This is a genomic window from Microvirga makkahensis (assembly GCF_009830105.1).
GTDB lineage: Bacteria > Pseudomonadota > Alphaproteobacteria > Rhizobiales > Beijerinckiaceae > Microvirga > Microvirga makkahensis.
The window spans coordinates 132,655-156,897 of record NZ_WURB01000004.1 but is presented as its reverse complement, the minus strand read 5'-3'; the positions used below and the strand labels follow the sequence as shown (position 1 = coordinate 156,897).

Below are 24,243 nucleotides of genomic sequence, written 5' to 3'. Positions count from 1 at the left end.
GTCAGACCTCCCGCGCCGGGGTGGCTGGTAGAACCTGCGCCTGCCCGGCCGGGCGGGTTCTGGAGCGCGGCCACAGGGCCCCGACCTTGTCCGTCAGCCGTTCGCGGCCCACGAGCACGATCACCACCAGGATCAGCCCGATCCAGAACTGCCAGTACTGCGGTGTCCAGCCGGAGAGGATGTCCTGCAGCACCTTGAAGCCGATGGCGCCGAGAAGTCCGCCATAGAGGTAACCGGCGCCGCCGATCACCAGCACGAGCATGATGTCCGCCGAGCGGTGGAAGGCGAGCACGTCCAGCGACACGAACTGGGTGGTTTGCGCCAGAAGCGCGCCGGCCACGCCCGCATAGGCTGCGGCAAGCGTGTAGACCGCCACGAGGCGGCGGCTGACCGGAATGCCAACCGCGCGGGCGCGCAGCGGGTTGTCGCGGATCGAGCGGAGCGAAAGCCCGAACGGCGAGACGACGATCCGGCGCGCAAGGATGAACAGAAGGAAGCTCACCGTGAGGCTGTAGGCATAGGCCGTCGTGCCGAAGATGTCGAACTCGAACAGGCCGAGAACCGGCCCCATGGAAATGCCCTGGAGACCGTCGGCGCCGCCGGTCAGCCAGGAGGCCTGATTGGCGATCTCGCCGAGGAGAAGCGCGACGCCGAGCGTCACCATCAGCTTCGTGAGGTCGGTTCCGCGAAGGACGAGAAAGCTCGTGACGAAGCCGAGAAGGGCCGCCGCCAAGGCTGCGGCGCCCAGCCCGAGCAGCGGATCGGCGAACCCGTGTTTCGCCAGGATGCCGGCCGTGTAGGCGCCGAACCCGAAGAAGGCCGCGTGCCCCAGGGAGACGATCCCGGCATAGCCCAGGATCAGGTCGAGGGAGAGCGCGAACAGCCCGATGATGGCGATCTCGTTCAGGATCAGATGGCGCTCGGGCAGGAAAAACAGGGTCGCGGCCGCCACAGCCCAGAAACCGATCTCGGCGACGCCCCAGCGGCCTTTCCGGACCAGGCTCCTTCGAACGAGGTCGGCCGTGCTCGGGGGCGGCGCGGACTTTGCAATCGGATCAGCGTGCACGAGCGAAGAGTCCTTGCGGTCGAAGAATGAGAACGACGATCATGAGCGTATAGATGACGAAGGCGCCCAGGCTCGGGACGTAATATTTGCCGGCCACGTCGGCGATGCCGAGGATCAGAGAGGCCAGGAACGGGCCGGTGATGCTGGTCGTCCCTCCCACCGTGACGACGATCAGGAAGTAGATCATGAACTTCAGCGGGAACGTGGGGTCGAGGCCCAAGATTTCCGCGCCGAGCGCCCCGCCGAGCCCCGCAAGGCCCGATCCGACGGCGAACGTGGCGGCGAAGATCATGCTCACATTGATCCCGAGACCACGGGCGACGCGTGGATCGTCCACGGCAGCCCGCAGGCGGATGCCGAAGCGGGTCCTGGACAGGATGAGCTGCAGCGCGACGACGAGCACACCGCAGATGGCGATGATGAAGCTGCGATAGAGCCCGACCTGGATGCCGAGCACCTCGACGCGGCCCTGAAGCCATGAGGGAAGCTGGATCAGCTGCTGCTGGGAGCCCATGGCGTAGTCGACGGCGGCCACGGCCATGAAGACGAGGCCGATGGAGAACAGGACCTGGTCGAGGTGGCTGCGCGCATAGAGCTGCCGGTAGAGGGACCGCTCGAGCACGAGGCCCATGATCGCCGGAACGATGAAGGCCAGCGGAAGCGTCGCCAGGAACGGCACCCCGTAGCGGTTCATCAGAACGGCCGTCACGTAACCGCCGGCCATGGCGAAGGCCCCATGGGCCAGATTGACGAAGTTCATCAGCCCGAGCGTCACGGCCAATCCGCAGGCCAGGACGAACAGGACCATGCCATAGGCGATGCCGTCGAAGAGAATGGTGAGCACGGCTTCTCCGGAGAGGCTTACGAAAACGCCGCCCAGGAGGCGGCGCTCTCACCCATTGCATCGATCAGTTGGACTTGGCGGCCTTCACCGGGTCCTTGACGTTCGGGATCGTCGCGAATTCGACATTGTAGAGCTCGCCGTTCACCCGCTCGACCCTGCGCACATAGATGTTCTGAACGATGTCGCGGGTCTGCGGATCGATGCTGACCGGCCCACGCGGGCTCGTCCAGCTCAGGCCCTTCATGGCGTTGACCAGCGCCTCGCCCCCGGCTCCATTGGACTTCTTCAGTCCCTCATAGATCAGGTGCATGCCGTCATAGCCGCCCACCGCCATGAAGTTCGGCCGCATGCCATTGTTGGCTTTCTTGAATGCCTCGACGAAGGCCTTGTTCTCGGGGCTGTCGTGGGCGGCGGAGTAATGCTGGGTCGTGATCGCCCCGAGCGCGACATCGCCCATGCCATTGAGAATGTCGTCATCCGTCACGTCGCCGGGACCGATCAGCTTGATGCCGCTCTTGTCGAGACCGCGCTCGACGAACTGCTTCATGAACTGCGCGCCGACGCCGGACGGCACAAATACGAAGAGCGCATCGGGCTTGGCATCGGCGACCTTCTGCAGAAAGGGCGAGAAATCGGGGTTGGCGAGCGGGACGCGTAGGTTCTCCACCTGCCCGCCCTTGGCCGAGAAGGCGCCGGTGAACGCCTTCTCGGCGTCGATGCCGGGACCGTAATCGGAGACGAGCGTGACCACCTTCTTGATGCCGTTCTCGGATGCCCAGTTCGCCATCGGAACCGTGGCCTGCGGCAGCGTGAAGCTGGTGCGCACGATGTAGGGAGACGCCTCGGTGATCGTGGCGGTGGCCGCCGCCATGACGACGGCGGGCACCTTCGCCTGGGTCGCGAGAGGTGCGGACGCCAGGGCGAGCGGCGTCAGGCCGAAGCCCGCGATCACGCCGACCTTCTCGTTGACGATCAATTCCTGCGCCAGGCGCTTGGTAATGTCGGCGACACCGGTATCGTCCTTGACGATCAGCTGAATCGTCTTGCCGGCGACCGTATCGCCGTTCTGCCGCATGTAGAGTTTGGCGGCCGCCTCGATCTGCCGGCCGGTCGAGGCGAACGGGCCGGTCATCGGCAGGATCAGGCCGATCTTCACCACCTCCTGACCCGATGCCGTGCCCCCGAAAGCCAATATGGCCAGAGCAGCGCCGGCCGCGCTCAAGACACTTCTCCGTCGCATGGTCCTTCCCTCCCTCTTCGGCATTATCTGCCTTGTCTTTTGACTCTGCCGGGGTTCCGCAGCATCCCGCGATACGCAACCGGTGGAGCGCGAATGCAGGATTCTCCGATCCTGTCAGGACCCGTTCACCACCAGCCTTTCCATAAAGTCTTCGAGCCAGAGCCGTTCGACGTTCTTGCGGTTCGTTCAATCTTGTGCCCGGCTCGTCTTACGGGATCCCCAGCACCTTTCCTCCAGTGACATGACCCACGGAACTTCTCTTGAGTATTGGCCCAGACTCCGGCCCCATCAAGAGACAATTTCTCGGCCGTCTCGGAAGCCATCATGCGGCCCTCCGGGCTCTCCTCCCAAGCATCCAGGCTGCCCATGGCGCCTCGCCGGCATCAGGACGCCAGCAAACAGGATCTGAAGCAAGTGGTATATTTTGGGGGACAGGGTCGACGAGCGCGGCGTCCCTCTCGCCGCTCGCCGAAGAGCCGCGAAGGATCATCGTCCGGACATTCGCGTGAAGCGGCGCTCAGGAATTGAATTCCCGGATAATCACAAACAAACCATTTGTTGCATCCCGATGATTCATGCAGGCTGAGAACGCCCGTTCCGTCTGGGAGCCGCATGAGGATGCAACCTGAGCCCGTTCTCGACCTGGCCCATCTGGGGCATCTTGAAATGCTGACGCCCAAACCGGACGCGAGTCTTCGCTTCTTCGTCGATGTGATGGGCATGGCGGAGAGCGGACGCGAGGGAGATTCCGTCTATCTGCGGGGTTGGGACGATTACGAGCATCACACCCTCAAGCTGACGGCGGCGAAAAAGCCCGGCATGGGGCACATGGCCTTCCGCACCCGCAGCCCGCAGGCCCTGGAGCGGCGGGTCGCCGCCCTCAAAGGCTCGGGCCATGATATCGGCTGGACGGACGGCGATCTCGGCCACGGCCCGGCTTTCCGCTGCCGGGATCCCGACGGGCACGTGATCGAGCTCTACTACGAGACCGAATGGTATGCCGCGCCGCCCGAGCTGAAGCCCGCCCTGAAAAATCAGGCTCAGCGCTTCCCGGCCCGCGGCATCAATGTGCGCAGGCTCGATCACCTGAACTGCCTTGCGTCCGACGTCCGGGCGAACCGCATCTTCTTCGAGGATTATCTCGGATGCCGCCTCACCGAGCAGATCGTCATGAGCGACGGCTCGGAGGCCGGCATGTGGATGACGGTGACCAACAAGAGCTACGATTTCGCCTATACGCGCGATCACACGGGAGCCAAGGGCCGCTTCCATCATCTGACTTACGCCGTCGACAGCCGCGAGGACGTCCTGAGAGCGGCCGACATCTTCCTCGAGGCGGGCGTTCCGATCGAGGCGGGCCCGCACAAGCATGCCGTGCAGCAGACCTTCTTCCTCTACGTGTACGAACCCGGCGGCAATCGCGTGGAGGTGTGCAACGCCGGGGCGCGCCTTATCCTCGCGCCCGACTGGAAGACGATCGTCTGGACGGAGGACGAGCGGAAGAAAGGGCAGGCCTGGGGCATGAAGACCGCCGAATCCTTCCACACCTACGGGACGCCGCCGGTGGACGAGATGGAATGATCCCCCGTCGTCCATTAGGATGTGCCTGTGCTGGGCCCTCGCGAAGCCGCTCAGCCGTTGCGGCTGGTTGTTCTGCTCGACTCGTCGCCGTGGAGATCCGGCCCTTCAGGATGGCCCTGCTCCATCCGTTCGATCATCTCCTCCGCGAGTCTGGCCAGGGCGCTGTCGGGCGCGGATTCTCGCAGCATCCGCACCGCATCCCTGATCTCGCCGAGGGAGCGAACCATGACAAGCCGGGCTTCATCCGTCGCGGAATTCTGTTTGATCACCATCGGCAATGCTCCACTCGAACCAATGCGGTCGATCGCACATCGGAAACTGCGGCAGACGACCGGCAGCCCTTTCGAAAATACGGATCTCGAGCAGTCGAGCCCACGACTCTCGATTCCGTGGGCGGACCATCGGTAAGTCTCACCGCCTCGCCATGAGCTTAGGCTTGCCCGCGCCACTCCACGCTTACGATCGAATTACGGATCTGTAATGCACCTGGCCGTTCATGGAGGTGCTATGCGTCACATGGCTGCCTCTGCGGAAACCTGTTCCCGGACATGCATGATCTGCTAGGGAGACGCCGGAACCGAACCTGCCAGAGCCTGGCCCGTCGGCAGGACCGGAGGCACGGGAGCGGAAAACCGACGAGCCGTGCCGGGACAGAAACTCTGGACATGCGTGGAGCGAGATTCTGCGGGGCTCTCGAGAATGCCCGCCGCTGAGCCGGTCGAACGAAGCTGTTTCACGCAGCGGACTGGCCTGAAAAGAGAAGAAAATCACTTTGAAGCGTTTTTAAAGAGGCGATTTCCATCCCAATCTCAAAGCCGTAGAGGTTCTTTTAGAATGGATCTGATCTTGTTCTAAGCCCTTGATCCGTCTGGCTTCTTTCAGATATCTCCTGATTGTCGCCGCCTGACGTCGATCAGGTTGCCTGAGATTGATCGAAACTGCCGACAAGATCCGTGAACGGCGTTTTCGCAGGGTGCCGAAGCTGCCCCCTTGCCACGCATCGCGAATCCGTGCCGGCACAAGGAGATGGGACCATGCGCCAGAACGGATGGCATGCGGTGAAATCGATCTTCGCGAGTGCGGTTTGCGCTTTCACGATCACCGGCTTCAGCGCGATGGCGGTTGCCGAGGAACCATCGAAAGCCGCAACGTCCCTGCGTGTCGAATTGAACAAGATCGAAGCGGCCGGCGAGAACTGCCGCACCTATTTCCTGATCGACAATCGGCAGCAGGAGGCGTGGCGCTCCCTCAAGCTCGATCTGTTCGCTCTCGACAAGGACGGCGTCGCCGCCAAGCGGCTGGCCGTGGAGGTCGGCCCGGTGCCGGGCCGCAAGACGCTCATCAAGCTCTTCGACTTCCCTGGCCTGAGCTGTCCGCAGATCGGCAGCGTCCTCCTCAACGACGTCGTAGCCTGCGAGGGCGCAGGCACCTCGCGCGAGGAGTGCCTGGCAACCATCGAGACGACCTCGAAGGTCGACAGCGTTTCCTTTGCCAAGTGAGGACAGAGCCATGGATCCGATTGCCGCCGCGCCGACACATGACCTTTCCTTCCTCGGCCTCTTTCTGCAGGCGGACCCCATCGTCAAAGGGGTCATGATCCTGCTCGTACTGGCATCCCTGGGCTGCTGGACCATCATCCTGGACAAGCTCCTGCGCCTCATGGCCGTCCGCCGTCAGGCCCGCGCTTTCGAGACCGCAGCCCGTGCCGGAGGCAAGCTCGATCCGCAGATGCCGGGAACCAGTGGACGCGTCGTAGCCGCGGGCTACGAGGCATGGCGCGACCAGGACCCGTCCGAGACGCGCGCGGAGCGCCGCGAGCGGATCGAGCGCGCTATGCGCGCGGCGCTCTCGGTCGACCTGCGACAGCTTCAGGTGGGTCTTGCGTTTCTCGCGACCACCGGCTCGGCCGCACCCTTCATCGGTCTGTTCGGCACGGTTTGGGGCATCATGAATTCGTTCTCGGCCATCGCGTCGAGCCAGGACACCAGCCTCTCCGTCGTCGCCCCCGGCATTGCGGAGGCCCTGTTCGCCACGGCCATCGGCCTCGTGGCCGCCATTCCCGCCGTGATCGCCTACAACAAGCTCACCACCGATCTCGGACGCCTTCAGCAATCCTTCGCGGCGGGCATCACCGCACTCGGCGACCGCCTGGCGCGGGACCGCAGGCCCCAGCTCCGGTCGGAGGCCGCCGAATAATGGGCCTGGGACCGATCCGCACGACCGATTCCGAGGACGAGTTCGGCGCAAGCCCCCTGTCCGAGATCAACGTCACGCCGATGGTCGACGTGATGCTGGTGCTGCTCATCATCTTCATGGTGGCGGCTCCCCTCATGACGGTCGGCGTTCCCGTGCAGCTGCCGAAGACGGCAGCGCCGAAGGTTTCGCAACCGAAGCAGCCGGTCGTCGTCACCATCGACGGTCAGGGCCAGCCCTTCCTCGACAAGGAGCCGCTGCCGCCGGAGGCCGTTCTGCCGCGCCTCCGGGAGCTCGCGGACGCCGATCCTTCCCAGGTCGTTCTGGTGCGCGGGGACAAGGCCGTCCCTTACGGGCGCATCGTCGAGATCATGGGACAGATCAACGCGGCCGGTTTCCAGAAGGTGTCCCTGATTGCGCAGGCGCCCGGCGGGTCGCGTCCGTAAACGGCAGCCGCATTCATGTTCGCTCAGAGTACACGACCCTTGCAGGAGCCGCGCCGTATCGGATTGGCGTTTCTGACGGCGCTCGCCCTCCATGCCGGCGCCCTGCTGGCGGTGACGCTCTGGCAGTCCCAGAATGCCGTGAGTCCGCCCGGCGAGCAGGAAATCACCATCGATCTCGCTCCCGCCATGGAGAACATCGAATCGATTGCGCCGGCCGAAGTCTCCGCCCCCGAGGTTCCGCCCGTCGAGGCCGAAGCGCAGCCGCTCGAACCTCCTGTCGCGGAAGCCGTGCCCATCGAGGAGCCGGTCGAAGAAACCGCCCTGGAGATGACGGAAGCCACCGAGGTCGAGGCCGTGCCCGCCGAGGAGAGCATCGCGCCCGAAGCCGTGCCGGCGCTGGCTCCGTCCGAAATCGTGGTCGCCCGGCCGCTGGAAGAGAAGCCCGCCCCCAAGCCCGTGAGGCAGCCTCCGGAAAAGGTCGAGCGCAAGCCCGCTCCCAAGCCGCGCCGCGTGATCGCCGAGCGCAGCCCCCCTCCTGCGAATGCCCGCCGGGGGCAGGCATCCTCGTCCCGTGAGAACATGCAAGGCTCGGCAGCGTCAGCGGATCCCAATGTGCTCAACCGTTACGTGGCGAGCCTTGCCGCTTCGCTCCGCAGCCGCCTCCGTTATCCCGAGCAGGCCCGCAGCCAGGGCATATCCGGCGTCGCGACCGTGCGGTTCTCTATGGACCGCTCGGGGCGGATCATCGGCGCAACCATTGCTCGCAGTGCCGGACATCCCATGCTGGACAACGCCGCTCTGGCGGCGGCCCGCCCCGGTTCGTCGCTACCGGCCGCGCCTGCGGCGCTCCCTCAGCAACAATTCACCTTCTCGGTGCCTCTGCGCTTCAGCCTTCGCTGACAGGAGGTCGGCCCATGCGCCCATGAGGTGCGCCCATGGCCTGCGGGACGCAAGTTCCGGGCCTTTCCGGGTCAGGGCGCCGGTTTGCACCGGAGCCGGCCAAATCTTCTTGCATCGATATAATGATACGTACAGAATGAAACGGAGCGGCGGCGGATCTTCGGTCTCGCTCTGTTTGTTCGTCTGAACCGCAACAGCCTCTGGATCGGCGGTGAGTTTCAGCTTCCGTAAGCGTGTGAAAAAAACAATGTGAGGGGCGCCATGAGGGCGTCGCTTGAGATGCATGGGATCGCAGTCGGCAAGGGAAAGGCCGAGAGGTGCCTGACCGACGTGCTCGAAGGCATGGGCGATGCCTTCTGTGCCCTCGATCGGAAATGGCGCTACACCTACGTCAACCGAGCCGCCGAGGTCCATTTCGGCCAGCCGCAGGAGGCGATGCTCGGAAGGACGATCTGGGAGGCTTTCCCCTGGACGTCCGGGAGCGCGTGCCGGGACCGTTACGAAGACACCATGAAAACGGGCCTCCCCTCCACCTTCGAGACGGCATCGATGCGGCATCCGGACAGGACCTATGAGGTCCACCTGTTCCGATACGATGACGGCCTCGGCGTCCGATTCAGGAACAAGACCGACGAGCGCCGGACCGAAGAGGCCTTGCGCACGAGCGAGGCCCGGCTGCGCCTGGCCCTCACTGCCGGCCGCCTCGCCGTTTGGGAATACGACATCGGGACGGGGATTCTTCATCCATCCCGTGAACTCAAGGTGCTGCTGGGATTTCACCCGGACCACGATCTCACCACCCGTGAACTCCAGGACCGCCATCATCCCGAGGACCGCCAGCGGCTTCATGCCGCCGTTCAGGAGGCCGCCTCGCGTGGGGAGCGGCACTTCGAGGCCGAGTTCCGTTTCTGCTGCGGCGACGCCGCCTGGCGATGGTTCCTTCTGCGGGCGGAGATCCTCTTCGAGAAGGAGACGCCGATCCGGATGATCGGCGTCCTCCTGGACATCACCGATCGCAAGACGGTGGAGGATGCCCTTCGCGAGAGCGAAGCCAGGCTCATGGCCGTCGCCGACAACATCCCGCTGACCATGATCTACCAGATCGTGAGCTCCAGGGACGGTTCCGAACGCAGATTCGTCTACATATCGCGCAGTTGCCTGCCCGTGAACGGTGTGTCGCCGGAGGATGTTCTCAGGGATCCAACCCTTCTCTACAGGCTGGTTCTGCCGGACTACGTCCCCGTGCTCGCAGAGGCGGAGATAGCCGCTCTTCGCGACCTCAAGCCTCTGGATGTCGAGATCGCCATCCGGCACGCGCAAAGCGGCGAAACCCGCTGGTGTCGCCTGATCTGGGCCCCGCGCCTCTCATCGGATGACCAGGTGATTTGGGACGGAGTGCAAATCGACGTGACGGAGCATCGGCGCGCCGAGAATGCTGTACGGGCCAGCGAGGAGCGCCTCAGGATGCTGCTGGAACGCATGCCCGTCGGTGTGACCCTGGCGAGAATTCCATCCGGAGAGATCCTTTTCCAGAATGCGATGTCCGTCGGCCTGCTCGGGCCGAAGACGACGTTCATGGAGGGCGGGACGGAATCCGGTTTCGGGGCCGTCCGCCGCAACGGAGCCGCCGCCTATGACGAGCAGGAATCGATCACGCGGGCGATCCTGCGCGGGGATTTCGTGGATCGGGACGAGGTGATCTACCATCGGGCGGACGGGCGGGTCGTGCATCTCGCGGTCAATTCGGCCCCGGTCGAGGGCATCGGCAGCGACGCTCTGGCCATGAGCACGTTCTACGACGTCACGGAGAGAACCCGGGCCGAGGAGCATTTGCGGCTCCTGATCAACGAGTTGAACCATCGGGTCAAGAACACCCTGGCGACGGTCCAGTCGCTCGCGGCCCAGAGCCTTCGCGACGTTCGTCTCTCGGATGAGGGCGCAGCTCTCGCGGCGAAAGGCGCGTTCGAGGAACGCATCTTCGCGCTGGCTCGGGCCCATGACGTCCTGACCCAGGAGAACTGGGAGAGCGTCGGCCTCATGGACATTCTCAGGCAGGCGACGGCCCCCTACCGGGAGCGCCTGGACGGCAACGGTCCCTTCATCCTATCCGGAGCGGATATCCGCCTGCCGCCCCAAACCGCCCTCAGCCTTTCCATGGCCTTCCATGAGCTCAGCACGAATGCCGTCAAGCATGGAGCCCTGAGCCATCCTGGAGGGTTCGTGCGGATCACCTGGGCGGAGCGCACGTCGGACGACAGGCCATACCTTGGAATCCGCTGGGAGGAGCACGGCGGCCCGGCCGTGTCGCCTCCGGCGCGCAAGGGATTCGGAACCCGTCTCCTCGAGCGCGGCCTGGCCCGCGAGTTGGACGGCGAGGTGCACCTTCGCTACGAGCCGACGGGCGTGGTCTGCCTCATCGACTTTCCCTTGGGAGGAATGTCCAAGCCCTCCTGACAAGAACGGCTTGGAACGAACTGGCGATCCCGGGAAGACTCGAACTTCCGACCTTCGGTTTAGGAAGCGATAATTTGTATCGTTTCGGTATTCTACAGCATTTCACCGAAATATACCTGGGTGTATCGCTTTCTATCGAGAGCAGCCCTATGGAAATCCCTCGCCGGATGGATTGGATTGTAATCCAGCGCGACGGCTTTCATCCCTATGAAGGCAGGAAACTGTAACCGGCAAGCAACCGGCGGATGAATAAGGGGGAACGATGCCCAATGTCTGGCGTGTGAGGATGAAGTCTGGCGCTCCTGGCGTTGACCACACCGCAGCACGCAAGTTTGCCCTCACGAATGGTGTTGTGGGCGCTGGATGGGGCCTGAATGGTTCTACCCAGGAAACTGAAGTACCAGATGGCTGCCGTGATCTCCTGAAATACCTCCGCCACGCCAAAAAGGTTTTTCCTTCCAATTCAGCCATGCTGACAGCAGCGAAGATCTTCGGGAGCCAGATGAAGGTCGGAGACTTCTGCTGGACCTATATACCTGGAGCCGGTGAGTATTGGTGCTGCCGGATTGAGGGCGAGTTCGAGTATAGGGTGGGAGGCGCCTTTGACCTGTACGATCTGCACATGACCCGTCGCTGCACTTGGGCAAATGCCGGAATGGAGAATATGGTCCCCGAAGTCATCATCAACGCACTTCGTAGCCAATTCGGAACTGTGACCGCAATAAAAACGGATGCTCACATAGCTATCGAAGCGGCGCAGGCAGCTCTTAAGTGTGAGAGCACCAGTCTGTAGCGCCACAATAGGATTCCGTTAGCATCACCTCAGATTGTAGACGGCAATCTATCGAAACTTCGACCTGAGTTTCCGCGAACCCCTCGACAATAGCCCGCCAACAAAGATTTCCAAATGGCCGATACAGCAGAGCCTTTCGCTCAATCCAGGACCATAGACAACCTACCCACCATTCAATACAGCATCGTATATGTTGTAACAAACCCTGCGATGCCAGGGTTGATTAAGATTGGGAAGACCACTCACGAAGATGCAAATCTACGTATCGCCCAGCTCTATACAACGGGTGTTCCATTCCCTTTTAAGCTTGAGTTTGCATGCCGGGTCACCAACGCAGATGAGGTTGAACAGGCTTTGCACACAGCGTTTGCTCCCAATCGCGTAAATGCAAAAAGGGAGTTCTTTGCGGTCGAGCCTGCTCAGGCAATCGCTATACTGAAGCTCCTACACACTGAAGACGCCACGGCCGAAATATCAGGGCGACCTCCGTTAGTTGCAGAGCAGGAACTAGCTGCTGCTGAGAACTTCCGCTCCCGTCGACCAAATTTAGATTTTAGTGAAATGGGAATTCCAGTTGGATCGATACTCCAGTCCACGACCAAAGATGTCAGCGTGACCGTTGTGAGCTCCAAAAGAGTACGCTTAGGAGATGAGGAGATGTCGTTGACGGCGGCTACTCGTCGGGTACTTGGTCTAGAGTACAGTGTAGCCCCGGGACCATATTGGACATTTGACGGACGATTGTTGCGTGAGATCTACCAGGAGACGTACGGGGAGCGTTGAACTAGACATACTGGTACCCACTTCGCAATCATCACGGCACGGTGTTTGGCGAATGAACTGTGATGGTTCATCAGCTAGGTAGCTTGCCTCACATTGTCAGCACTACGCCCGCCGTATCCCGGCTTTAAATCGAGCATCTGCGTTGATACAGCCTTAGTGCGAATGGCTTGTGTCACCAAAGGTCAGTTTCCGCGCCAGTGAACGTCGTGTGTGCAACCCAGCCGCACCATTCATTTCAAGAGCTTCCTTCAGTTCAAGTAGATTGACGGGGCGAAGGATAACCCTGGCCCGCTCCGTTCCGTATCGCGGATCGTTAAACTGGATAGCCTGTTCTTTGGCCCTTGATTGAAGGGTGGGGAAAATGATGGTGGCCTGAGCGTTCGGGCCGGATTGGCTCGATGCATAGAGTGCAAGTTGGTACAACATCTCCCGGGGCAGCGCGGTCTCCCATAGATCTCGGTACTTCGCATCTAAAATCGCAACCACCCGGCCTGCCTGGGATACGATGAAATCCGGACGCGGAGTTGGGGCCCTGCGGTCTCGTGGGTTCTTATCTGGGAGATAGTTGAAAAGGCCCTTTAAACTTTGCTCGTCCTGAACAAGGTAATCGGGCAGGTGTTCCCGCAGAAAGCGCGAAATCATCGCTTGGAAGAAGCGATTCATGTCAAACAAAAAACCTGACATCGGAAGCGACGAGCCAGCATCATCTAGAGATACGCCGGAGCCTTGGTAAAGCAGTTCTATCAACCGAAGAGAAGGTTCATAGGCCGCATGTCGCCTGTCCATTCCCGCCCGAACACTCTTAAGGGTGTTCCAGTCAAGGTGGACACGCGGGATATCTACCTCCAGAATTTTACATTGTTGTCTCACATCGCTCTTTAGCCTTGGATCTGCGGCTCTTCGGGCAGCGAAGCGCATCCCCTCGACTAGAAGCTGATTGAGTGGCGTCGCAAGGGTACGAGGATAATGGACGCATGGCAGCGATGCTCGCGCCTGACTAGCGGACCGTGCGTACGCCGAAAAATCGATCCTCCCTACTGGGTTCGGCAAGTCATCCTTCCGAGCTTGGTACTCACGATGGAGACCCCGGGCCATGAGTTCAGCGACCTCTGCTGCCAGCTGCGCTATTAAGAGATCCTGAAACGTCACGTCGGATGACGTGTAGTAGGTGTTGGAAAACAGGGCGAGATCACGAAGGCCATAGGCATAGCGGAGCAAATTTAGCAGTGGGGCACCCTTCAGCTTCGGCTCGATCGTAAGCACCACATCGCCAAGAGCGACCCGACCCACCCAAGACGACGTACGAATATCTAGGCCGCGGGCGAGTTCGATGATTTCCACCTTCCCGGAGCGCGAGAGCACCTCTGCCAACTCGGCTCCGGCCCCTAACGAGAGGCCCGCTACTTTCGGGTCGGACTTAGGATCAAGCCGCTGCCATTCGGAGGCTGAAACAGCGGTAGGGTTCATGCGGTGGTCTCGTCTTCCTCTGAATCCTCCTCGTTGATGTCATCGGCACCTGATGCTGAGACAACCTGGCCTAGAGTTGCCAGCTCGGAATGAGGGTTCAGAACGGCTTGGATAAGATCCTGGCTCCTAGACGGAGAGAACAACTCCTCTCGGATGCGCTGACGGTCCTTGTCTACAAGCCCTGATCCTAGGATCTTTTCGAGCGCGCTATAATCTTCGTAACAATATTCCTCGAGAAGTGGGATGATGTCCTCCAGCAGAACGCGGGAAAAGTGCGTCAAGTCCGTGATCGGTCGGCTCCTGTGCAACAGGTACGCATGCCCGATTTGGAGATTTCGCGCGTCACGACCTACATGCTGGCGAATTTTATCATTTATGGCTGATAACCAGGGGCTCAACGGAATGCTACCGGCCACTACGGCATCTGACAAAAGCGTCGGCTGCGGCAGCAGCTCCACAAAACCAAAGCGTCGGCGTAGCGCTGTATCTAGAAGGGCAATAGACCGATCCGCTGTGTTCATCGTTCCGATGATGTAAACGTTCTTCGGAACAGAGAAGCGCTCGCCAGATAAGGGCAAGTGGAGGCTTACCCCGCGCTTGTCCGCTTCTAAGAGGGTAATCAACTCACCAAAGATGCGTGGGATGTCCCCGCGGTTTATCTCGTCAATAATCAGATAGAAGTTCTTTTCGGGCTGTACTGCCGCATCTGCGCAAAGCTGCTTGAAGATGCCACTACGACGCTCGAAGACGAGCTGTCCATCCTGATTGCTATGGGGGCGATAGCCTTCCAGAAAATCTTCGTAACCATAGCCAGGATGGAACGTACAAAGGCGAACAAGTCCCCTATGAGTATCATCACCGTCGATGATGGCCCGGTCTGTTGGTCCAAGTGCCTCATACCTTTTCTTATAGGTCGCGAGCGATGCTAGATCGGCGGCAGCAGCCCTAGCCCAGTGAGTCTTGCCAGTGCCAGGCGGTCCGTAGAGAATAACTTGTCCCTTTCGCTCAAGAATTCCTTGAACCTGGCCCGGAATACCAGTGAGCTGCTCCCGCTCCATTACCCGAGTTGAAGGACCAACCTGACTAACAGGCGGAGCACCCAAAAGTCTTCTTTCTACCTGAATCAAATTTTCTGGTTGTTTGCGAACCTGAAAAACGGTCGTACGCAATCCTTCACCAGTTGGCAGCTTCCAATCCGAAATGTTAAGCCAATCCACTGGACGCTGATGAGGCGCACCAGCATTCAGGGCAGCATCGTATCGATATCCACTTATTACGCGGCCAATACCAAGGATCTGTTGACCATCTGCCGCCAGAGCGAGATCTCCATCCTGGATGGCAGTGATGAAGTTAAAGATCTCTCCCGCCTTTCTCGATCCAGTGTTAGCGTCGTTCGGATAATACTCATTTTTGACCAGAGCTCGAAGTCGACTCTTGTGGTCCTGGTTTCTCTCAATCCAACTTAGGTCTCCGAGTGCATCCCAGCCAATTGCAATACATCCTGCCTCTCGCATAAATGGCCAGATGCTAGCGTCTTCTCTAAGCTTCGTCCCAATTCGCCACGTGCGGTAAGGGCGACCGTTCACGTGCTTCAACATGGACATCAGGTGATTCAGAGGGACGCTAAGCTCTGCTGCGACGGCAACGAAGCGCCCCGCAGCAACATAGCGGCCCTGTTCTGCCGGAGGCATCTGAAGAAGCCTTATAAGGTGAAACCTTTGAAAATCCTCAGCATGATAGCTGTCAATTTTATTAGGATATAGAAGGCTAAAGTACTTGTGTCCCCAGGAACTGTTACTGACTTCCGGCGCGTATCTATCCAAGTCGCGCTGAAGCCTAAGATAGTCGGCGTCGCTTCCATCCTGCGGAAGAGCGTGCAGCAACTCAGAGCCTGCTAGGATTTGATCACGATGTTTCCGGGCAATCTCAACCGCCTGCGCCGTGGTAAGCTGAACTTGGTTTGACGGATGCCCCGTCATCCACACACCAGCATCTTTTCGCTTATACATTCCAAATTTGAGCGCGCTTCCACCAGCAATACTCCCAAATACAGGTGGCAACTCGTCGTCTTCCTTGAACTCCAGCCAATAGACAAGGCTATCCTGGCTACCATGCAAGTGCATGACATTAAGGAGCTCCTCGCCATCCAAGGCACGCAACCGCTCAGGCCCGAACCGGCTACGAAACAGCGCGTAACTTTCGTTTAGTTGCTCTACCGGAATCAGCTCGCCTCTTTCCAGAAGCTCATTCTTAGATTTCTCAAGCTGAGAAATGATTTGGTTCTCTAATGCCACGCCCACCCACCTGTGATCGACCAAACCTCAAAACTTGGCTACAAATACCCGCCATACAGGTGAAGCGCCAGCCTGCTAAGCAGGTATAAACACTTAAGGCGTGAATGATGCGGCGTAGGTAGATGCCATACGAGTGACGTTCGCTCGCTGCGACGTGAGAGACTTCGTCCTACACAGTCAACTCTTAGATACTTTGGTACTTACCATACGGCTCGTCATGGAACTACTAGGAGCCGCTTCCCCATAGCCACATACACGCACGCGCGGGGGCGCCGCCATATACTCACGAGGAAGCGCCGGCGGGCTGGCGTGGGCCAGGGAGCTATAGTAGGGGCTAGGCGGTGCTGCAGCGGCGTCCGCGGGGCCACAGCGCGCCAGCGTGGGGCCTCCGCATCCGTGGGGCCCAGCTGCGGGATGCTACATCAAGCGTTCTTGCGCACGTTAATGCTCAAGCGAATATCTAACTTCGCCAGCCGAATGGCGACCTCCTGCAACAGATTATGCTCGAGAGACTCGACAACATCGTCGTGTGTCCTCACCATCTCCATCCAGAAGTCTTCCTGCCTAGCAAACGCTTTTCTGAGGCGTTCGACAGCCGCATCAGCAGAGTTCGACACAACAAGTTTTGCAGCCTCCTCGGCAAGCTTACGAATTGAACGCGGCTTCCTCAAAGCCCACTTCGGAAACGCTGTTGGATTGAGCTTCCGCACATCCCGAATTGCAAGATCCTTATAGCGCTGCTGCGCCATGTAAAGGAGAGCTCGCCTATCGTCGCTGGGCTTCGGCCCATCGGCAGGCCTTTCATTAAATAAGGCCTTCTTCGCCTCCGCTAGCCTTTGCTCACGGCGCTCCTCTCTGGTCAATCCCGTGTCGTCCCAATCAGGGTAGGCATCAATAATGGCCAGCAAGAATTTATCTTGAGCTGATCTACCTATTGAGGGCCCTGTAAGCGGGTCCGTCGTGCCTTCATCGTCTGTGTGATCTCGCATTGTCGGAGCGCCAGTTGGAGTTGGTTTTGGGTAGCATCCTACCAAGATAAACCCCACCACGCTGCACCGAAGGTGATTATTAGGAAGGGCATGCAACCTGAAAGGAAAAAGCATGCTCGACCAATCAGTAACTAAGGTAGAACCGTTCATTCCAGTTATAGAGGCGGCCGATAGATTGGGGATCTATCGTTGGAAACTACGCCGCGCTGTGAAGGCGGGGTTGGTTCCCTCATATAGATTCCACAATAGCCGAGTCCTGGTCCGTCTCTCGGAGGTTATCACGTTCATCGAAGCCTCGCGTCAGGGGGGCAGCGACCATGCGTGAATGCACCCGCGACGAGACACACCTCCTACGACGCTTGTCGGGAGGAGCTCCTGAGACTGCTGAAGCGGTTACATTCCTACAGGCGATGAGCCCGGACGGGCCTTGGCATCTCGTAGCAATCAGCTCAGATCAAACTGTCAGAGCAAAGACATTCGATTCTGATGAACTCGATGCACTGTCTGCTTGGATCGACGAGCGCCAAGGTATGGAGAATATTTACTTTCATGTAAACTATCTGACACCTGAGATCCGAGACAAGAAGGCGACGAAGGCGGTCATACAGAAAGCAATCTACCTCCATGTCGATGTTGATGATCTCGGAGCTCTAAGTCGGATCGAACAATATTCCCCAACCCCTACAGTTGTTGTGTTCTCGGGAGGAGGCTATCAAGCCTTCTGGAGGCTTTCTGAGGATTGCTTTGATCTAGATCGTATCGAGCGATGCAATAAAGCGATTGCTGCTGGTCTTGGCGGCGACAAATGCCATAACGTAGACCGTATCATGCGGCTACCGGGCACAATCAATGTCCCAAATGCAAAGAAACGTGCAGCAGGGCGCAAGCCAACTTTAGCTTACGTGGTGGGCGAGCTCACGAAGTGGGACCGAGTCTATTCTATTGATGAGTTCTCCGAAGGAGCGCCAGAGCCCAGCCCAACGTCCCCGCAAGCTTCAGCTATGCGTGTCACTCCGATTAGCTTGGACGACCTGCCCCTGAGCGTCACAGCTGCAGTTCGTGCTGTGATCAAAATCGGCGACGATCCTGGACGACCACGCAACAGTGAGGCGCCGAGATATCCTTCGCGCAGTGAAGCCGTCTTCCATGTTGCGTGTGAGCTCGTGCGTGCGGGCTGCTCTGAGGAAATTATCGCAGGTGTACTGACCAACCAGGACTTGGGCATTTCTGTTTCGGTCGTCGAGAAGCGAAATCCGGTCCAATACGCCCTTCGGCAAGCGAGGTCTGCAAGGGCCGCTATTGAAGAAGGTTGGCCAGACTGCGACAAGAGAGGCAACCCTTTGCCCACGATGCGTAATTCTGTCACCGCGATTAGACGTCTCGGTATATCATGTGCTTACGACCGATTCCGGATGCGAAAGGTTTTGGGTGGTAACCAACTTGAGGACCACCAGGGTGAAATAAGTGACGACGCCTGTATGCTCCTCAGGGGAATGATCCTCGCGCAATATGGATTTGATCCCAGATCAGAGCACGTTCGTGATGCGATCTCGCTGCTTTGTCTTGAGAACGCATTCCACCCGATCCAACAGATGCTCGACGGCCTAATCTGGGACGGCGTCCCACGCATTGACCGGTGGATGACCACCTACCTGGGTGCAGAGGATACGCCTCTTAATTGTGCCATTTCCCGGATTGTACTGGTCGCAGCCATCCGGCGCGTTCGGCAGCCGGGCGTCAAGTTCGATCAGGTCGTCGTTCTTGAGGGGCCACAAGGCACAGGCAAATCCTCCGCCCTCGTCGTCCTGGCTGGACCGGGCAACCATTCAGACCAAGAGATCATCACAGCGGATACCAGGACACAGATGGAAATGCTGCAAGGCATCTGGATCTACGAACTCGGTGAAATTGAAGGATTCAACAAAGCCGAGATCAACAAGATCAAGGCCTTTGTCTCCCGTACAGCAGACCGTAGCAGGATGGCTTATGCGCACTATGCGGTAGAACGGCCACGCCAAGCGATCTTCATTGGTACAACCAACGAGGCGAAGTATCTTCGTGACCAAACAGGAAACCGGCGCTTCTGGCCCGTGAAGACCGGGAGCATCGATCTGGAAGCTCTACGGCAGGACCGAGATCAACTATGGGCTGAGGCAGCTTACCGGGAAGCACAAGGAGAATCGATTGTTCTACCCAAAGCCCTTTGGGCTGCTGCAGCTATAGAACAGGCCGAACGCCTTGAAGATGATCCCTGGCTTGAGAGACTTTCGGTCGAGCGCGGAACGGCACACGACGAGGTGGTCCGAGTCTTTACTCAGGAACTCCTCGCGGGAGCACTCCAGATCCCTCCCGAACGACAAACGCAGGCACACACAAAACGCCTCGCCACTCTCATGCGCAAACTCGGATGGGAGGGCAAAAAGTTCAATATCGGAGGCCAAACGATCCGAGGTTATGAACGGCCGAAGCCAGAAGGACACCACGACAAACCCAAGTTCTAGTCAGTGGCGGGTGTGGCAGGTGTGGCACGTCACGTATGGGCGTCGGTGTGTGGGTAGTAGAGTCTCTGCGGCAGATCCGCACCAGCAGCCCATGGGGGAGCCGCTGCACATGCCATACCCGCCACACCGCCACCCGCTCCCGCGGTCATTTGCTTGATTGATCGAAGCGACCTACGGCCCTGCGAACCGTGGTTCAGGCCGCGCCTCTTCGGGACTCTCGGGCCAGAATGGTCCCGTGGTTACCTGCGTGGTCACTCTCGCACACGCCTCGCCGCCTTTCGATGCCTCGCAGCACCGCGAATAATTGTGCCAGTTGCACGGGCATGTTTCCCTTTTGATTTTTCGTTCTCCTAAGGAACCAAGATGTCGATCGCCATCAAAGTTACCAAGCGCGAACGCCGGCGCCGCCTCAAGTCGGGCGAAGTCGTCGTGCAAACGCGATACGTGATCAATTTCCGCGACCCGATTACCGGCAAGCGTAAACAGCTGTTCTTTGAGCGACAGAAAGACGCGCAGCATAAGGCAAGCGAGATCGCCGCAGCTGTGGTGACGGGCACTTATGCCCCCACACCAGCGGCCCGTCTTGATTTGGTCGTCGAGGATGTCGTTCAGAACTGGCTCAACAACTGTGTTGGTAACGTCAAGGAACGGACCCTACGGGGTTATCGTCACGTCGCGCGCTCCATCATCGGCCCGCTTTTGGTGGGGTCCAAGGACCAGCGCACTGAATATACGCTGACTGGCAAGATGCCAAAGGGTACGCGGCTACAGCCCCTGTTAGGGCCAGTGAAGGTCGCGGATTTGACCACGGCCGACATTCGGGCTTGGCATAAGCTCCTGACGAAGGAAGTTGGCTCGTTCACGGCAAACCGCGCCAAGACGTACTTGCAAGCGGTGCTAGCGCTCGCTGCCGAGGATCACAATATCCGTCCGCCCGCTATGCCCTCCAAATTGGGCCGTGGACGTCAAAAGCTCAAGAAGGCCATCCTGACCCCAGATCAGGTCGCAACGTTACTCAAGGCTGCGCGCGACGACCTAGAGCGCGGGATCTACTATGCCTTTCCTTTCCTCACTGGGACTCGGCCGAGCGAACAGCTTGCCCTATTGTGGGATGACGTTGACTTCGAAAAAAACCTAATCCGCATCCGGCGCATGCAAGAGATGGACGGGACCATCAGCGAGATGACAAAGACGGCCGCAGGCACGCGCGACATCCCCATGAGCCCGACACTGCGGGCGATGCTGTTGGACTGGCGCGTACGCTGTCCTCGCAAGCTAGGAGAGCTCTTTCGTGTCTTCCCAAGCCCTGGGCAGCGGCGAGCCTGGCCCAAAGGACGTGTCGGTGGCGGGGGCACCCTGCTATATGCAAATTTCCGGACGCGCTTCTGGCTGCCGGCTTTCAAGAGGCTCGGCTTGCCGTACGTCACGCCTCACTCAGCGCGTCACTGCTTCATTTCCACATTGCAGGCACAGGGCGTCGAGGTTGGTCTTGTCGCCAAACTTGCGGGGCACTCGAACGCTGTAGTTACGCTCGGTCACTACACACAAGCTGTACGCGGCGGCGAGGATGCAATTGCGGCGCTAGAGCGAGCTTTCGTATAGAGCGTCAGATCGGATTATGCTCTCGAAACATGCCGCGGCGCGGAACCCTGCGTCGCGGATAATTTTGTGCGAGACTCCGGCGTGTTTTGCTTTTCCGATAAGGAGGAGTAGCACATGTCTGATAGAGAAGTCGTCTTAGTAGATCTAGTCACCTCTGCCGAGTCACGCCTCTGCCTTTATGCCGCCGCTGAGATATCAGAGCTCTTGGTTGAGGATGTTGAGTGGGCGCTCGAGGAGTACGGGATCTGTGAGACAGACCGCTACCGAATCATCGATACAGAATAAACGCTAGTCTCAGAGTCGTCTTTCGGGCCAAGTAGAATCGTACCACGACGTCAGGGGCGTCTCGCCCCCGACTGCTCGACCTCCCCCCATTGTGTATGTCAGCGCCAATTCCACCGGGGGCCCCATTCCGGACGGCGAATATCTGAGGGCATCTTATAACAATTCTGCATGTGCTTAGCAGGCCTCCCGAGGCTTAAGTCCCTAGGCCACGAGCCTCGTGAGGTGCAGGTCTCCGCTGAACAAAACACAGTATCGTGCAACGGCTGAGAGCTCTGCGTCTCGCCGGGTGATTGCATGAATCTGCTTGGCTGCAAGACGCATCTCGGCACTCGCGGCCGGGTTGTTGCCAGAAGAGCGCGATTTCGCGCGGCGATAGTCCGCAATGAGATTACTCATATGTTGCCATACTTTGCGTCGTGCTTCAGTAAGCCTCGCGTGCTCATTGAGCTTGAGGCGTTTGACTGTCTCTATGACGCGCTTCTCATCCCAGTCAGAATTGCCTGGGGCGGGAATCGCTTTGCCTTCTTCATCGAAAGCAAGAAGGGCTACGTCTGCTGGGTTGATAGGATCGAGTAGGTAGATAGTCTCGGATTCCTCACAACGGTTGGTATGGCTAGAGCAAAGTGAGCCTTCCCGTAGTGGAAACCAGCCCCCTTTTTTGCGATTACCAACGTTCCCACAGACGCGGAAATTCATGTAGTCGAAAGCCAGCCACCAGTAGCCGTCGCGCTCGCTGCCATCGAGTGACTTGGCTTCTTTCTTAGGGCGGAAGTGCTCCACGTCATAGTGCGAGAACAGCTCGTGCGCTTCGGAGAACCAACATTTACCAGCCGACAGGGTGAGCAGCCATTCCTTCAATGCGCCCCAGTGAGCACTGTTCGCATCAATTAACTCATTGCGCGCATCGCGCGCGCCTGCAGCATCGAGTTCCGCAAGTTGGTCCACAAGCCTCCTGGACTTCTCCAGCCACGCATCCCATTCCGCCTGCGTCCAGGGTGTCCACCCCGGGATGTCAGTATCGGTTGGGCGCTTGTGTTCCAAGTCTATGAAGATCACTGGCCCCCCTCCTTGCGCAAGATTTCGTTGATGATCTCCTCCGCAATTTGGTCCTGCTCGGCCTGCTCTTCCGGTGTGAGCGTCGGTTTGCGGAACTTGCGGTGCTGCGCCATCTTTCGCACGAATAACGCATAGTCCGGGTCACGAAAATCGGCCGTAGAAAAGCCAAGGTCGGCCAGTTCGGCCGACAACCGTGAAAGTTCGACGTCCTCCTCGGGCGTGCGCGGTGACTTCACGAACAGTTCGTTGCGCCGAAACAAACGCCGCTCTGTCTCAATATCTAGCGTAGACGACAGGCCGAACAGCTCGCTTTTGAGCAGCCCCGTCACCCCCATACCCTGCGGATGTTCGTCGGGATTCTCCACGACTGTGCGGTGGCCGTGGCGCCGCAGAATGTGCACCTGTTCGCGCTTGAGGCTACCCACCATCATCGGGTCGTGCGTGGTGATGAGGATCTGCGATTCGCCTTGCATCAGGTGGCCGGCGTCGGGGCTAAGGACCCCCTCGATGTCGTCGAAGTAGCGTAGCTTCCAGATCGGGTTCAGGTGCGTGTCGGGTTCGTCGAGCAGGAACAGGCAGTGGTCCTCACGTGTGATGCGCATCAGGCCCAGTACAGTGAGCATTTGCAACTCACCTTCCGAGAGTTGGGTGAAGCTTACCTTGCCTCCGTGTTCGTCGCGCTTCTTGACCGTGATGCGCACCTCGTCGATCAGGTCGCCGATGTAGGCGCCTTCGGCATAGCGGAAAAAGCTGTCAGTACCGCCCATCAGCTCGCCTAGCTGCTTGAGCTTGGCGAGGCTTGGCACAAAAAGGTATAGCTGCTTCTGCTTTTCGGTACGGCCACGGAAGTCAATCTGCCGGGTAGCTTCCTGCTCGATCGGCGCCCAGGCCACCTGCCACAGCTTGTCGAGAAACTCGCTCACTACATTACCGCGCGCATACCAGAAGCGTGGATCACCTTCGGTGAGGTCATTCTCGTCAAACTTACCACCCCGGCGCTTTTCACGCAGACGATGCGGCTCTTTCAGAACGAACAGGGCTGATTCCAGAGACTCGATGTGTAGGTTTCTCAGCACCTTCTGAAACACCGGGTCATCGGACAGCAAACAGACCAGTAACACCAACTGACTGTGGCCGCCTCGGCAATAGAATAAGCGGCGTAGGCGATCATCTCCGGTCTGTCTTAGTCGGGACTCGCGGCGGCGTTTAGCCTCTTCCAGGGCTCGGATGTCTGCCTCGCTGGCAGTGAAGTTCTCCAGCAGTTGCTCGGGCAATACCTCGTCGGTCGTGATCTCTTGCCGCTGGTTGAAGCGGCGCTGATGTTCCTGGAACAGGGCTTCGATGCGCTCGTTGCGGCCGGAGTAGTACGCAAAGATGTGTGAAGGCAGCAGCTCGCGGTTCTTCAGCAGGTGGCGTTGCGACTCGCTTTTTCCGTCCACCCATACGAAGGGTCGCTTCTGATTAGCCGTGTCCGCCTGGAGGCGTACTCTATGGCCACGGATCTCGTATTCTAGGGTGTAGTCGAGTGCAGCATCGCGGTCGAGATCCACGTCGCGAAAAATAGTGATCAGCGCCTCGAGCAAGTTGGACTTGCCGGTGCCATTCTGGCCAATTAAGGCATGGCTGCGGATGGTTTTGGCATCCGAATCGACTTTTGCATCTGGCCGGGGCGACAGCCGCGTCGCGAAGTTAATCTCCACCCCGTGCAGATTGCGGAAGTCCGGAATGGCTAGATGAAGAAGCTGCAAC

20 protein-coding genes are annotated in these 24,243 nt (G+C 59.3%); 11 read left to right on the top strand and 9 right to left on the bottom strand.

Annotated features, from left to right (window positions below; all coding sequences use genetic code 11):
* Position 1 precedes the first annotated feature (1 nt).
* The 3 genes from GR328_RS07320 to GR328_RS07310 form a co-directional block, all read right to left on the bottom strand.
* Positions 2 to 1,051 (bottom strand): branched-chain amino acid ABC transporter permease, encoded by a 1,050-nt coding sequence (locus GR328_RS07320; protein ID WP_425487025.1) that lies wholly within the window; start codon positions 1,049 to 1,051, stop codon positions 2 to 4.
* 4 nt (positions 1,052 to 1,055) lie between these two features.
* Entirely contained in the window at positions 1,056 to 1,910 is an 855-nt protein-coding gene (locus GR328_RS07315) for an ABC transporter permease subunit (protein WP_160883866.1), read from the bottom strand.
* Positions 1,911 to 1,974: 64 nt separating this feature from the next.
* On the bottom strand, positions 1,975 to 3,150 hold the full coding sequence (locus GR328_RS07310; RefSeq protein ID WP_160883865.1) for an ABC transporter substrate-binding protein: 1,176 nt from the start codon (positions 3,148 to 3,150) through the stop codon (positions 1,975 to 1,977).
* A gap of 618 nt (positions 3,151 to 3,768) precedes the next feature.
* Between GR328_RS07310 and GR328_RS07305 the strand changes: the two genes are divergently transcribed.
* Positions 3,769 to 4,731, top strand: coding sequence for a catechol 2,3-dioxygenase (locus GR328_RS07305; protein WP_160884060.1), 963 nt, complete (start codon positions 3,769 to 3,771; stop codon positions 4,729 to 4,731).
* A 50-nt stretch (positions 4,732 to 4,781) separates the two neighbouring features.
* Here the strand turns inward: GR328_RS07305 and GR328_RS07300 are convergent, their stop codons facing one another.
* On the bottom strand, positions 4,782 to 5,003 hold the full coding sequence (locus tag GR328_RS07300; protein WP_160883864.1) for a hypothetical protein: 222 nt from the start codon (positions 5,001 to 5,003) through the stop codon (positions 4,782 to 4,784).
* A gap of 762 nt (positions 5,004 to 5,765) precedes the next feature.
* Here GR328_RS07300 and GR328_RS07295 point away from each other — a divergent pair.
* From GR328_RS07295 to GR328_RS07265, 7 genes are all read left to right on the top strand, one after another.
* Positions 5,766 to 6,230 carry a Tat pathway signal protein gene (locus GR328_RS07295; RefSeq protein WP_205789809.1) on the top strand — a complete coding sequence of 155 codons (465 nt, stop codon included), beginning with the start codon at positions 5,766 to 5,768 and terminating at the stop codon, positions 6,228 to 6,230.
* A 10-nt stretch (positions 6,231 to 6,240) separates the two neighbouring features.
* On the top strand, positions 6,241 to 6,927 hold the full coding sequence (locus GR328_RS07290; protein ID WP_160883863.1) for a MotA/TolQ/ExbB proton channel family protein: 687 nt from the start codon (positions 6,241 to 6,243) through the stop codon (positions 6,925 to 6,927).
* Complete coding sequence (locus GR328_RS07285) at positions 6,927 to 7,370, top strand: ExbD/TolR family protein (protein ID WP_160883862.1); 444 nt, start codon at positions 6,927 to 6,929, stop codon at positions 7,368 to 7,370. Before GR328_RS07290 ends, GR328_RS07285 begins: the two co-directional genes overlap by 1 nt.
* 15 nt (positions 7,371 to 7,385) lie before the next feature.
* A complete protein-coding gene (locus GR328_RS07280) occupies positions 7,386 to 8,270 on the top strand; it encodes an energy transducer TonB family protein (protein WP_160883861.1) in 885 nt (294 codons plus the stop codon).
* Positions 8,271 to 8,531: 261 nt separating this feature from the next.
* Positions 8,532 to 10,724 (top strand): PAS domain-containing sensor histidine kinase, encoded by a 2,193-nt coding sequence (locus GR328_RS07275; RefSeq protein ID WP_160883860.1) that lies wholly within the window; start codon positions 8,532 to 8,534, stop codon positions 10,722 to 10,724.
* Positions 10,725 to 11,010: 286 nt separating this feature from the next.
* A complete protein-coding gene (locus GR328_RS07270) occupies positions 11,011 to 11,517 on the top strand; it encodes a hypothetical protein (protein WP_160883859.1) in 507 nt (168 codons plus the stop codon).
* A 114-nt stretch (positions 11,518 to 11,631) separates the two neighbouring features.
* Positions 11,632 to 12,300: a GIY-YIG nuclease family protein gene (locus tag GR328_RS07265; RefSeq protein WP_160883858.1), complete on the top strand. Its 669-nt coding sequence runs from the start codon at positions 11,632 to 11,634 to the stop codon at positions 12,298 to 12,300.
* 153 nt (positions 12,301 to 12,453) lie between these two features.
* Here the strand turns inward: GR328_RS07265 and GR328_RS07260 are convergent, their stop codons facing one another.
* The 3 genes from GR328_RS07260 to GR328_RS07250 all read right to left on the bottom strand — a co-directional run bounded on the left by GR328_RS07260 (position 12,454) and on the right by GR328_RS07250 (position 16,969).
* Entirely contained in the window at positions 12,454 to 13,767 is a 1,314-nt protein-coding gene (locus GR328_RS07260; protein ID WP_160883857.1) for an McrC family protein, read from the bottom strand.
* On the bottom strand, positions 13,764 to 16,061 hold the full coding sequence (locus GR328_RS28210; RefSeq protein ID WP_160883856.1) for an AAA family ATPase: 2,298 nt from the start codon (positions 16,059 to 16,061) through the stop codon (positions 13,764 to 13,766). The genes GR328_RS07260 and GR328_RS28210 overlap by 4 nt, the downstream gene beginning before the upstream one ends.
* 422 nt (positions 16,062 to 16,483) lie before the next feature.
* Positions 16,484 to 16,969 carry a hypothetical protein gene (locus GR328_RS07250; protein WP_160883855.1) on the bottom strand — a complete coding sequence of 162 codons (486 nt, stop codon included), beginning with the start codon at positions 16,967 to 16,969 and terminating at the stop codon, positions 16,484 to 16,486.
* Positions 16,970 to 17,367: 398 nt separating this feature from the next.
* Between GR328_RS07250 and GR328_RS07245 the strand changes: the two genes are divergently transcribed.
* The 3 genes from GR328_RS07245 (at position 17,368) to GR328_RS07235 (ending at position 21,438) form a co-directional block, all read left to right on the top strand.
* Entirely contained in the window at positions 17,368 to 19,551 is a 2,184-nt protein-coding gene (locus tag GR328_RS07245; RefSeq protein ID WP_160883854.1) for a VapE domain-containing protein, read from the top strand.
* A 363-nt stretch (positions 19,552 to 19,914) separates the two neighbouring features.
* Positions 19,915 to 21,153 carry a tyrosine-type recombinase/integrase gene (locus GR328_RS07240; RefSeq protein WP_160883853.1) on the top strand — a complete coding sequence of 413 codons (1,239 nt, stop codon included), beginning with the start codon at positions 19,915 to 19,917 and terminating at the stop codon, positions 21,151 to 21,153.
* Positions 21,154 to 21,267: 114 nt separating this feature from the next.
* Positions 21,268 to 21,438, top strand: coding sequence for a hypothetical protein (locus GR328_RS07235; protein WP_160883852.1), 171 nt, complete (start codon positions 21,268 to 21,270; stop codon positions 21,436 to 21,438).
* A 201-nt stretch (positions 21,439 to 21,639) separates the two neighbouring features.
* Here the strand turns inward: GR328_RS07235 and GR328_RS07230 are convergent, their stop codons facing one another.
* Both GR328_RS07230 and GR328_RS07225 read right to left on the bottom strand, forming a co-directional pair.
* Positions 21,640 to 22,494, bottom strand: coding sequence for an HNH endonuclease family protein (locus GR328_RS07230; protein WP_160883851.1), 855 nt, complete (start codon positions 22,492 to 22,494; stop codon positions 21,640 to 21,642).
* Entirely contained in the window at positions 22,491 to 24,242 is a 1,752-nt protein-coding gene (locus GR328_RS07225) for an AAA family ATPase (RefSeq protein ID WP_160883850.1), read from the bottom strand. The genes GR328_RS07230 and GR328_RS07225 overlap by 4 nt, the downstream gene beginning before the upstream one ends.
* Position 24,243: the final 1 nt, after the last annotated feature.